Genomic DNA, 11138 nt, shown 5'->3' on the forward strand with positions numbered 1-11138 from the left:
CGGCCCCGGCGCTGGCCCCACCGGGAGCTCCCGCGCCACCGGCCAGGGCGCCGGCCCCCGAACCTGCGGCCTCCAGCAGGACCGTGCGGCGCGGTGTACCGAACTCCTCGGCCACGGCTGCCAGCTCGCGTGAGACGACGCCGCGCAGCAGCGTCTCGTCGGCCAGGATGGCCTCCAGCTGCTCGATCTCGCGGGCCAGTTCGTCGCGCTCCTTCTCCAGCTCGATGACGGAGAACTTGGTCAGGCGCCGCAGCTGCAGCTCCAGGATGTAGGAGGCCTGGGCCTCGGACAGGTCAAAGACCTGCATGAGGCGGGTGCGGGCGGTGGCTGCGTCGTCGGAGGAGCGCACCACCTGGATGACCTCGTCGATGTCCAGGATCGCGATGAGCAGTCCCTCAACCAGGTGCTGACGCTCGCGCCGCTTGCCTAGCCGGAAGCGGGTGCGCCGCTCCACCACCGTCATGCGGTGACGCACGAAGACGTCGAGCAGCTCGCGCAGTCCCAGGGTGCGCGGCTGGCCGTCGACCAGGCACACGTTGTTGATCCCGAAGGAGTCCTCCAAGGGGGTGTGCTTGTAGAGCTGGGCGAGCACCGCCTCGGGGTTGTAGCCGTTCTTGACCCCGATGACCAGGCGCGTGCCGTTCTTGCGGTCGGTCAGGTCCGCCACGTCCGTGATGCCCTGGAGCTTCTTGGCGCTCACGGCGTCCTTGATCCGGGCGATCACCTTCTCCGGGCCCACGAGGTAGGGCAGCTCGGTGACGACGATGCCCTTCTTGCGCGGCGTGATGTTCTCGATCCGGGCGGTGGCGCGGGTGAGGAACTTGCCTCGTCCGGTCCGGTAGGCCTCGCGGATTCCGTCCAGCCCCACGATCATGCCGCCGGTGGGCAGGTCCGGCCCGGGGACGAAGGCCATGAGGTCCTCCAGGCTCGCCTCGGGGTGGGTAATGAGGTGACGGGCGGCGCTGACGACCTCGACGAGGTTGTGGGGAGGCATGTTGGTGGCCATGCCGACCGCGATGCCCGAGGTGCCGTTGACCAGGAGGTTCGGGAAGGCGGCGGGCAGGACGTCGGGCTCGGTGAGGGTGTAGTCGTAGTTGGGGGAGAAGTCGACGGTGTCCTCGTCGATGTCCGCCGTCAGCGCCAGCGCGGGAGAGGCCAGCCGGGCCTCGGTGTAACGCGGCGCGGCCGGGCCGTCGTCCAGCGAGCCGAAGTTGCCGTGCCCGTCGATCAGCGGCAGGCGCATCGTGAAGGGCTGGGCCAGGCGGACCAGCGCCTCGTAGATGGCCACGTCACCGTGAGGGTGCAGGCGCCCCATCACGTCACCGACCACGCGAGAGGACTTCACGTGCGGACGGTCTGGGCGCAGCCCCATGCGGTCCATCTGGAACAGGATGCGGCGCTGGACGGGCTTCAGCCCGTCACGGGCGTCAGGCAGCGCCCGGGCGTAGATCACCGAGTAGGCGTACTCCAGGAAGCTGGTACGCATCTCGGTGGACAGGTCCTGCTCGACGATCTCGCCGTCGATGGGTGGGGGCGTCGTGGTGGCGGACTTCGACATGGGCACATTGTCAGGGCTCACCGGCCACCTCGGGGCAGCGACACCCGTGCGTGAGAGGGACGACGGCGCAGCCTGTGGACAGCGGGGCACGGCACCACCCCTGTGGGTGGCGCCGATGGCAGGGGGAGCGAAGATGGCATGATCGTTTCCATGACGACGCAGCAGACGCACAGCGGGCGTGAGACCAGTGGTGACTCCACGCACGCGCTGGCTCAGGAGGTAGCCCGGGCAGGCTTCTACCCGGAGGTCGTGCTCGGGGTGCTCACCACGGCGCTGGCGGGGGAGGAGGCTGGTGCCTTCCTCGTCCAGCCAGAGACAACCTTCGCTGAGGCGGTGCACCGTCACCTCACCGTGCTGGCGCTGACTCGCACGCGCTTTATCATCGTTCACGTCGACGACGCAGTCGGGGAGGACGGCGAGCCGGTGGCCATCGCCACCAGTGAGGCCGTCCCGGTCTCACGCATCAGCTCGGTGGCGCTCACGCACGGGGTCTCGCGTCCGGCGGCGCACGGTGGCAACCTCACGGAGGTCACGATCGCGATCTCCTGGGGCGCAGTACGCCGTATGGAGCTGGAGCCGGTGGCCTGCCCGGACCCGGCCTGCGAGGCGGACCACGGGTTGTCGGGAGTCTCGATGCCTGACGACATCGTGGTGCGCGTGGCCGCAGGAGTCGAGGGGGACGACGCCGTCCACCGCGCCCAGGTCTTCGCTCAGGCCCTGTCAGCCGCGACGGCCCGCGTGGCCCAGGCCGCATGAACGCCGTCGACGCTCCCTCGGCGTGGCCGCTTGGCGTCCAGGAGCAGGCGCTTCCTGAGCTCAGGCAGGTCCTGGGTGCCGGGGCGGTCAGTGCCGGTCTGGCGCTGGCACCCACCGGGCGCGAGGGCGTGCTGACCGACGGCGAGGCCCGCCAGGCCGCGCAGGCCTGGGGAATCGCCGAGGAGTCGGATCGCGGCCCAGGATCGGGAGGAGGCGTCGTCATCGTCCTTGTTGACGGGCTCGGGCTGGAGCTGCTGTGTGAGCGCAAGGGACACGCCCCGACGCTTCGCTCCTGGCTGGCTGAGGCGCAGGCCAGCGCGTGCGGACCGGCTGCGGTGACCTGCCGTCCCTCGACGACGGCGGCCGCGCTGACCACGCTCGGAACGGGTGCGACGCCCGGGGTGACGGGGATGGTGGGCTACAGCGTCCTCAGTCCCCTCATTGACCGAGCACGCCGGACGGGCGCGCCCAGCCACGAGGACAACCTTTGCCTCATCACCTGGGAGGGCCGCGCACCTGAGCCGCGGGCCTGGCAGGACGTGCCGACGCTCTTCCAGCGTCTGGAGCTGGCCGAGGGTGTGACGCGCTCAACCAAGGGGCAGAGCGCGCCGCTGGCCGTGACCATCGGCCCGGCACGCTTTGCCGGCTCGGGGCTGACGGAGGCGGGCTTGCGCGGTACTCCTCACCTGGGAGCCGACCTCATGGAGAGCCGGCCGGCCCTGGCAGCAGGAGCCCTGCGCCGCGGCGTGCGGCTGGTCTACCTCTACGTCGGCGAGCTCGACCACGCCGGGCACGGCCACGGTTGGCGCTCAGCGCAGTGGCTGGCACAGCTGGAGCGTCTGGACGCGGCGATGGCTGAGCTGGCCCGGCGCGTGCCGCGGGGCACCCGCATCATCCTCACGGCTGACCACGGCATGGTGGACACGAGTCAGGACCTGCGCATCGACGTCACGCAGGAGCCTGAGCTCGCCAAGGACGTCATCGGCCTGGCCGGTGAGCCTCGCTTCAGCCAGCTCTACGTTCCCGGCGCTGACGCCGAGATCGCCCAGGAGGTGGCCGAGCGCTGGCGCCGGGTGCTGGGGGAGCGGGCCCTGTGGGTGGGGACCTGGGACGAGGCGGAGCAAGCCCTGGGGCCGGTGGGTCCACGGGCCCGCTCCGTGCTGGGCGACGTCCTGGTGGCGATGGACGGGGCCTGGGTGGTGGTGGACCCACGTGTCCACAGCGAGCAGGCAATCGCCATGCCTGGGGTGCACGGGTCCTTCACCCAGGCGGAGATGAGCGTTCCCCTGCTTCTGACCCGGGCGGGCTGAGCCAGCGCAGGCACGGGCTACTCAGACCGGGGCTTACTCCGGTTTGGCGCCGAAGACGATCTCGTCCCAGGAGGGAACGGAGCGGCGCGAGCGACGTCGGGCCTTGGGCGAGGCGGCAGGCATATCCGGTAGCGCCTGCTGCGTGCCGGCCGAGTCAGCCGCGGCCTCCTCACTGCCGGGCTCGGCGGGCTGGCCGGGCTCGCTAGGCNGCTGCGCGGCCTGCGTGCCGACGGCGTCGGCCTCCTCCTGCGCGGGCACGGCGGCCGTGAGGGTATCGAGCCGAGGCGCCTGGCCGAGCCGGGAGCCAGCCGGATGGTTGCCGGTGTGGGCCCGGCGACGTTCGGACATGGAGACCACCTGTGCCTGGCCACGAGGGGAGGTGGGCGGAGCGGGCAGCTCTGCCTCGTCGTCGAGGTCGGGGATCGTCACCTCCAGGCGGCGTCCGCGGTTGGAGGCCAGGTCAGCCAGCAGCGCGTCGGTGGAGGTGTCCTCCACGGCGCCAGCGCCCGGGCCCGGGGCAGCCTCAGAGGCAACAGCCTGGCTGGCGCGCGCCGAGGCGGAGCGGGCGCCGGAGTCCTGGTCGAAGACCTGGGCCTGAGCCAGGCCGGCGGCCTCAGTCAGCCACCGGGCCTCGTCGTCGAGCGCCGTGACCGAGCGTGCGGTCAGGTCCAGCTCCCAGCGTGCCTGCTTCTCCTCAGCGCCCTGGACGAAGGTGAGGACCACCTGCCACGGCTCGCGTCCCTGGCGCAGAGCGTCCCAACCGAGGCTCGCCGGCTCGACCCCGCGGGTGGCCAGCCGGTCGATGACGAGCTCTCCCAGGACGGGGGAGTCCTTCTCCCACCCGATGCGGCACGAGCGCGCCTGCTCCACGGCCCAGGCCCGCTCGGCCAGGACCGGTCCCTCGAAGCGACGGATGTGGTCAATGTCCAGCCCGGTGGCCTGGGCGACCTCCTGGGCCGAGGCTCCGGCACGCATCAGTGCCTGCAGGTCGCGTGGGCGCACGGCGGAGCCGGGAGCAGGCGGCTGCGGAGCAGGGGCCAGGGCAGCCGGACGGGCACGGCGCACGGCCGCGCGCAGGGCGTCATCGACCACGATGGAGTAGCGCTCGCCGTGCTGGTCGGTCATGACGACCTGGTCGCCATTGGCTCCCAGCAGCTCAAGCTCGATCATGGTCAGGTGCCTCCTTATACCGCGTGGCCCACCGCGTGGCCTGCGGGCGTCGTCTGCTACGCGCACAGGTTGCCACCTGCGGCCCCTGTGGAGCGGGAGGCGGGGCGGGCGTGCCGTGCGCCAGCAGCGCACACGTTCGCCCAACGGGGCGTGTGTGACGAGCAGCGCGTTGCGGGAGCGTGACCGGCCTGTTCACGAGTGGCCCGCCTGGTGCTATGGTGCGCGTGCCCTGCCCGCAGGACGGTAGGCAGTGGATCGGCGCGCCCGCGGATCTGTTGCACGGTCCCGGTCTCGCGGCACAGGGTCGCATCGATTGCCGTCGACGAGATAGAGAGTGACGAGCCATGGCGACCGACTACGACGCCCCGCGTAAGAACGACGACGAGCCCGAAGCCGATTCCATCGAGGAGCTCACCGCTCGGCAGAAGGACCACTCCTCGGAGGCCATTGAGGAGGACGAGAACGAGGTTGCCGAGGGCTTCGAGCTTCCCGGTGCGGACCTGTCGCGCGAGGAGCTGAGCGTGCACGTCGTCCCGCAGCTGGAGGACGAGTTCACCTGCTCGGAGTGTTTCCTGGTGCACCACCGCAGCCAGCTGGCCTACGTGGATGACGCCACAGGCCTGCCTGTGTGCACTGACTGCGCGGGCTGACCGGGCCGAGCAGGGCACCAAGCACACAGCGATCCCAGGGGCCTGACACGCCCCGACCCTGACCTAAGGAGCACGGATGGGTCTGTTCAGCAAGCGAAGTAAGCAGGCTGCGCCGGCGTCGAGCCAGTCGGGCGCCAGCGAGCCCGAGCAGGAGTCGCACGAGGCTGAGCAGGACCAGGAGCAGCAGACGGCGCGCGGTCCCTGGGACCTTGCCAACGCCCCAGAGTCTGCCGGCGGTCGCATCGACCTGGGCGCCCTGCGGGTGCCAGCCGTTGACGGTATGCAACTGCGGCTGGACGCTCCGGGCGAGGGACAGGCGCCGGGGGCCGTGGTGATCGTGCTGGCCGGCTCGGCGCTTGAGCTACGTGCTTTCGCTGCCCCACGCAGCGAGGGCGTGTGGGATGAGCTGCGTGCGGACATCACTGAGGAGCTGGGCCGTACCCAGGCCACTTACCGTATCGAGGACGGCCCGCACGGCCCTGAGGTCCTGGCGCAGGTGCCGACCCAGGGGCCGGAGGGGACCACAGTGACGGCGCCGGTGCGTTTTATCGGCGTGGACGGTCCAAGGTGGTTCCTGCGCGGCGTGCTTCAGGGCCCGGCTGCCACCGATGAGCAGGCGGCGCTCCGGCTGCGCGAGGTGCTTGACGACGTCGTCGTGGTGCGTGACGGCGAGGCCCGTCCTCCCCGCGAGATCCTGCCGCTGCACATGCCTGAGGCCGCGTCCGCCGCGAAGGGGGCGCAGGACCAGGGCCCGCAGCTGGAGCCTCTGGAGCCGGGCCCCACCATCGCTGAGGTCCGATGAGCCTGCTGCGGAGCCTGGGCTCGCGACTGGGCGTGCTGCGCGCCAGCCGCGAGGACCTGGAGGCCAGTGACGAGCAGCGCCGCGCCGTCGAGCAAGGCACGGTGCTCATCAGCCAGGCTGTGCCGCGTCAGCGCGCGTGCGTGTCCGGGGTCCTGCGCGCCGTGACCTACCGCCCGGCGCAGGACAAGCCGGTCTTTATCGGCCAGCTCTTTGACGGCACCGGCTCCATCGACCTGGTCTGGATCGGGCGCCGCTCGATCGTCGGTGTCCGTCCGGGCGTGCACCTGCGGGCCGAGGGGATGGTGGTGGCGGGTCGGACCCGCCCCACAATGTACAACCCGGCGTACGAGCTGTTGGGAGCAGGGCAGTGAGCGGACTACGAGAGGTGAGCAACGAGCACTTTGACGCTGCCTCGGCGGTCGGCGGCTGGCGCGGGATCGTGGAGTCAGTGGCTCCGACCCTGGTCTTCGTCCTGGTCATGGCCCTGCGTCCGAGCGCCCTCGTGGCGGCACTGACTGCCTCCCTGGCGCTCAGCGCCGTCGGCCTGGTGGCCAGGCTCATCCAGCGTGAGCCGCTCACCCAGGTCCTGGGCGGCGCCGTGCTGGCACTCATCAGCGCCGCGTGGGCTTGGCGCAGCGGCGAGGCCCAGAACTTCTACGCCACCGGACTGGTCATCAACGCCGTCTGGCTCGTGGCCTGCACCCTGTCACTGGCGGCGGGCTGGCCGCTGGTCGGGGTACTCATGGGACTGTGGACGAGCGCGGCGCAGCAGAGTCAGGACGCCGGTGACGACGGCGAGGCAGGCAGCTTACCGAGCACCTGGGCCGCCTGGCGTACGCAGGAGTCTCAGGCCGGTGCGCGCCGGCGCTACACGCTGGCCACCGTGGTGCTGGCCGCCATGTTCGCCCTGCGGCTGGGCGTCGAGGTGCCGCTCTACCTGGCTGGCCAGGACGCGCTGGGGGCGCTGGGGGTCGCCCGGTTGGTGGCGGGGGTGCCCCTGTTCGCCCTGACCCTGTGGTTCATCTGGCTGCTGGTGCGGCCTGCTCGTCAGGTTCAGTCTCCTCAACCGGCTGAGGGTTAAAGATCGCCGGGATTTCGGCCAGCGCCGTCTCGCCCTCCTTGGCGGTGAGGAAGAGCAGCTCGTCCCCGCGCTCGAAGCGTTCATCGGCGTCGGGCGTGATGGGCCGGTACTCGCGCAGGATCGCCGCCAGGACCGTGTGAGGCGGCAGCTCGACCTCGCTGACCAGCGTGCCGATCATGGGGGAGTCAGCCGGCAGGGTCAGCTCGTGCATGAAGGCCCCGGACTGGTGGAAGGTGAAGACCGAGACCAGGGAGCCGACGCTCACCGCCTCCTCGACCAGTGCGGTCATGATGCGTGGGGTGGACACGGACACGTCCACGCCCCAGGTCTCGTCGAAGAGCCACTCGTTCTTCGGGTTGTTGACCCGGGCCACGGTGCGCGGCACGCCGTACTCGGTCTTGGCCAGCAGGGAGATGACGAGGTTGGCCTTGTCGTCACCCGTGGCCGCCACGACGACGTCGACGTCACCGGCGCCAGCCTCGGCCAGGGCGTCGACGTCACAGGCATCCGCCAGCTGCCACTCGGCGTCAGGGACCGAGGCGATCCGCATAGCGTCGGGTGAGCGGTCCATGAGGGTCACGTGGTGGCCGTGGCTTATGAGCTCGCGGGCGATGGAACGGCCGACGCTGCCGGCGCCGGCGATGAGGATCTTCATCTCTTAAGCCTCCTGAGGCCACGGGCGGGACAGGGCGCGCTGGATCGAGGACAGGCGCTCGGTCGGGGCCGCAACGTGGATACGGTCATGCTCCTGGAGCAGGGTCTGGGAGGTGGGGACCACGGCCGCTGAGCCCCGGGAGATCCAGGCCACGCGTAGGCCCAGGCGCTCCTCCAGGACGCCGACGGCGGTGCCCACCCAGTCCTCGCACACGTCGGGCTGAGCGAGGGTAACGGTGCCTGAGGGGTCCTCGACCTCCCGGGCCGTGCCCCCGGGCAGCAGACGGCGCATCATCTGGTCCGCGGTCTGCCGCACGGTTGCGACGGTGGGGATGCCCAGCCGCTCGTAGACGTCGGCGCGTCGGGCGTCATAGATCCGGGCGACCACGTGCTCGACGCCGAAGGTCTCGCGGGCCACGCGGGCGGCCACGATATTGGAGTTGTCCCCGTTGGACACGGCGGCGAAGGCATAGGCCTCGTCGATGCCGGCCTGCTCCAGGGCGTCACGGTCGAAGCCCAGGCCCTTGACCTTACGTCCCTGGAACTCGGCGGGAAGACGGCGGAAAGCCTCGGATGACTGGTCGATGACGGCCACGGAGTGGCCCTTGCGGTCCAGCTGGGTCGCCATGGTGGCTCCCACGCGGCCGCACCCCATGATGACGAAGTGCACGGAGGGAACGGTACTCCGACCCTTGGCCCGGCACGAGCTCAGTCGTAGGCTGATGCCTCGTGCGTGACTTCGCTGACCGCCTCAAGCGGCTCCTCGTCGGTCGCCCGGTTCCCAACCAGGCGCTGGGCGAGACTCTCCTTCCTAAGCGGATCGCTCTTCCGGTCTTTGCCTCCGACGCCCTGTCCTCGGTCGGCTACGCCCCGGACGAGGTCCTTGTCACCCTGGCTGTGGCCGGCGTGGCGGCTACCGCCCTGTCGCCGTGGATCGCTCTAGCGGTGGTCGGGGTGCTCGTGGTCGTCGTCGCCTCCTACCGGCAGACCGTGCACGCCTACCCCTCAGGCGGCGGGGACTATGAGGTGGTCTCGACCAACCTGGGCCCGCGGGCCGGGCTGGCGGTGGCCTCGGCGCTGCTGAGCGACTACGTCCTGACCGTGGCTGTCTCGGTGTCCTCGGGCACCGGCTACCTCGTGGCCGCCGTGCCCTGGCTGGCTCCCTACAAGGTCGAGATCGCCGTCGGCGTGGTCACCGTCCTGGCCCTGCTCAACCTGCGTGGCTCACGTGAGTCCGGAGGCGCCTTCGCGATCCCCACCTACCTCTACATGGCGGCGATCGGGGTCATGGCCGTGACGGGCCTGGTCCAGGAGCTCACAGGGTCCCTGGGCCAGGCACCCAGCGCCGGCTACGAGGTCGTCGCGCAGGCGGGATGGGAGCAGGGGCTGTCCGGGCTGGCCGGGGCCTTCCTCATCCTGCGGGCCTTCTCCTCGGGCTGCGCGGCGCTGACGGGGGTGGAGGCGATCTCCAACGGAGTGCCCAGCTTCCAGCGCCCCAAGTCCCGCAACGCGGCCACCACCCTGCTCCTGCTCGGGGGCATCGCGGCGCTGATGCTCATGAGTATCATCCACCTGGCCGGGGCCACCGGGGTAAACATGGCGGAGAACCCGGCTACGGACCTGCTGCGCGAGGGCCAGCCGCTGGGGGAGGGCTACCACCAGGACCCGGTGATCGGCCAGATCGCGGCCACGGTCTTCTCCGGCTTCAGGCCGATGTTCTACCTCGTCACGGCAGTGACTGGTCTCATCCTGGTCCTGGCCGCCAACACCGCCTTCAACGGCTTCCCGGTCCTGGCCAGTGTGCTGGGACGTGACGAGTTCCTGCCGCGCCAGCTCTCCCAGCGCGGTGACCGCCTGGCCTACTCCAACGGCATCATTGTGCTGTGGCTGGGGGCGGTGGCCTTCATCGTGGGCTTCGGGGCAAGCACCAACCGGCTCATCCAGCTCTACATCGTCGGCGTCTTCATCTCCTTCACCCTCTCGCAGATCGGCATGGTGCGGCACTGGACCCGGGAGCTGGCCACAGCCACCGAGCCCCGGGTGCGTGCCCGCATGCGTCGCTCACGCGTGATCAACGCCGTCGGCGTGGCTGGCACCGGACTGGTCCTGCTCATCGTCCTGGCCACCAAGCTCACTCGCGGTGCCTGGATCACCTTGATGATCATGGCCATCCTCTACCTGCTCATGACCGCGATCCGTGGGCACTACGCCCGCGTCGCCTCTGAGCTGGCCGTGACTGACCTGCACGACTCGCGTGTGCTGCCCGCCCACGTCCACGCCGTCGTCCTGGCTTCCCGCCTGCATAAGGCCACCCTGCGCGCGGTCACCTACGCCCAGTCCACCCACCCCACCTCGATCGAGGCGGTGACCGTGGACACCGGTGACGGCGGGGCCGACCGGCTGCTCACGGACTGGGAGAAGGCTGAGCTCACGGTGCCGCTGACCGTTCTGGACTCGCCCTTCCGTGACATCGTCCGCCCGCTGACCGGCTACATCCGTGACGTACGGCGTGAGTCACCGCGCGACCTCGTTGTGGTCTTCCTGCCCGAGTACCTCGTACGCCACTGGTGGGAGCAGGTTCTGCACAACCAGACGGCCCTGCGTATCAAGACAGCGCTGCTGTTCACCCCGGGAGTCGTCGTGGCCTCGGTACCCTGGCAGCTCGGACTGCCTGGGGAGTCCTCGATCCACCACGGCCACCGCGCCACGGTGCCCACGGGGATCCCGGACGCCGACGTCGCCGCGCGGCGCGCCGCGGCCACACGCCTGGCCCCAGCCAGTGACCCGACTCCCAGCCCCCGACGACAGGAGAACTGAGATGGCCACTGCTCGCGAGGAGATGGTGCTGGACGTCGGGGCACCGGCCCACGGCGGCCACTGCGTAGCCCGTCCGGTCGGGCAGCCTGACGGGCACGTCGTCTTCGTGCGTCACGCCCTGCCCGGCGAGACAGTGCGTGCCGTCATGACGCAGAAGACCTCAAAGACCTGGCGCGCGGAGACGGTGGAGGTCCTGGCCGCCTCACCCGATCGCGTGCGCCCGGCCTGGGCGGAGGCCGGGGCCGAGGGAGTCGGTGGCGGGGAGCTGTCCCACGTCGCCCTGCCTGCCCAGCGCACCTGGAAACGGTGGGTGCTGGCCGACTGCCTGCGTCGCATCGGC

At 70.7% G+C, this 11138-nt stretch carries 11 protein-coding genes and 1 pseudogene; 8 read left to right on the forward strand and 4 right to left on the reverse strand.

Going from position 1 to position 11138, the window contains the following annotated elements; genetic code table 11:
* The coding region (locus HMPREF0058_RS09685; protein WP_006549613.1) for a DNA gyrase/topoisomerase IV subunit A at nt 1-1558 on the reverse strand (1558 nt) is incomplete at its 3' end.
* Nucleotides 1559-1708: 150 nt separating this feature from the next.
* On the opposite strand from HMPREF0058_RS09685, the gene HMPREF0058_RS09690 reads away from it, so the two are divergent.
* Both HMPREF0058_RS09690 and HMPREF0058_RS09695 read left to right on the forward strand, forming a co-directional pair.
* Nucleotides 1709-2314: a DUF5998 family protein gene (locus HMPREF0058_RS09690; protein WP_048680125.1), complete on the forward strand. Its 606-nt coding sequence runs from the start codon at nt 1709-1711 to the stop codon at nt 2312-2314.
* Nucleotides 2311-3624 carry an alkaline phosphatase family protein gene (locus tag HMPREF0058_RS09695; protein WP_006549615.1) on the forward strand — a complete coding sequence of 438 codons (1314 nt, stop codon included), beginning with the start codon at nt 2311-2313 and terminating at the stop codon, nt 3622-3624. The genes HMPREF0058_RS09690 and HMPREF0058_RS09695 overlap by 4 nt, the downstream gene beginning before the upstream one ends.
* A 33-nt stretch (nt 3625-3657) precedes the next feature.
* On the opposite strand, the gene sepH is transcribed toward HMPREF0058_RS09695, so the two are convergent.
* On the reverse strand, nt 3658-4794 hold the full coding sequence (sepH, locus tag HMPREF0058_RS09700) for a septation protein SepH (RefSeq protein WP_006549616.1): 1137 nt from the start codon (nt 4792-4794) through the stop codon (nt 3658-3660).
* A 344-nt stretch (nt 4795-5138) separates the two neighbouring features.
* Between sepH and HMPREF0058_RS09705 the strand changes: the two genes are divergently transcribed.
* The 4 genes from HMPREF0058_RS09705 (at nt 5139) to HMPREF0058_RS09720 (ending at nt 7327) form a co-directional block, all read left to right on the forward strand.
* A complete protein-coding gene (locus HMPREF0058_RS09705; RefSeq protein WP_006549617.1) occupies nt 5139-5444 on the forward strand; it encodes a DUF4193 domain-containing protein in 306 nt (101 codons plus the stop codon).
* Between the two features lie 76 nt (nt 5445-5520).
* Nucleotides 5521-6246, forward strand: coding sequence for a DUF3710 domain-containing protein (locus HMPREF0058_RS09710; RefSeq protein ID WP_006549618.1), 726 nt, complete (start codon nt 5521-5523; stop codon nt 6244-6246).
* Nucleotides 6243-6617 (forward strand): OB-fold nucleic acid binding domain-containing protein, encoded by a 375-nt coding sequence (locus HMPREF0058_RS09715; RefSeq protein ID WP_006549619.1) that lies wholly within the window; start codon nt 6243-6245, stop codon nt 6615-6617. Before HMPREF0058_RS09710 ends, HMPREF0058_RS09715 begins: the two co-directional genes overlap by 4 nt.
* Before the next feature lie 14 nt (nt 6618-6631).
* Complete coding sequence (locus HMPREF0058_RS09720; protein ID WP_006549620.1) at nt 6632-7327, forward strand: DUF3159 domain-containing protein; 696 nt, start codon at nt 6632-6634, stop codon at nt 7325-7327.
* On the opposite strand, the gene HMPREF0058_RS09725 is transcribed toward HMPREF0058_RS09720, so the two are convergent.
* On the reverse strand, nt 7266-7982 hold the full coding sequence (locus HMPREF0058_RS09725; protein WP_006549621.1) for a potassium channel family protein: 717 nt from the start codon (nt 7980-7982) through the stop codon (nt 7266-7268). The two genes, HMPREF0058_RS09720 and HMPREF0058_RS09725, sit on opposite strands and share 62 nt — an antisense overlap.
* Before the next feature lie 3 nt (nt 7983-7985).
* Complete coding sequence (locus HMPREF0058_RS09730; RefSeq protein WP_006549622.1) at nt 7986-8651, reverse strand: potassium channel family protein; 666 nt, start codon at nt 8649-8651, stop codon at nt 7986-7988.
* 59 nt (nt 8652-8710) lie between these two features.
* On the opposite strand from HMPREF0058_RS09730, the gene HMPREF0058_RS09735 reads away from it, so the two are divergent.
* Together HMPREF0058_RS09735 and HMPREF0058_RS09740 are read left to right on the forward strand one after the other, a co-directional pair.
* On the forward strand, nt 8711-10798 hold the full coding sequence (locus HMPREF0058_RS09735; protein ID WP_006549623.1) for an APC family permease: 2088 nt from the start codon (nt 8711-8713) through the stop codon (nt 10796-10798).
* A gap of 1 nt (nt 10799) precedes the next feature.
* Nucleotides 10800-11138, forward strand: a pseudogene (locus HMPREF0058_RS09740) (class I SAM-dependent RNA methyltransferase); the annotation flags it as partial.

The sequence above is a fragment of the Actinomyces urogenitalis DSM 15434 genome (assembly GCF_000159035.1).
Lineage (GTDB): Bacteria > Actinomycetota > Actinomycetes > Actinomycetales > Actinomycetaceae > Actinomyces > Actinomyces urogenitalis.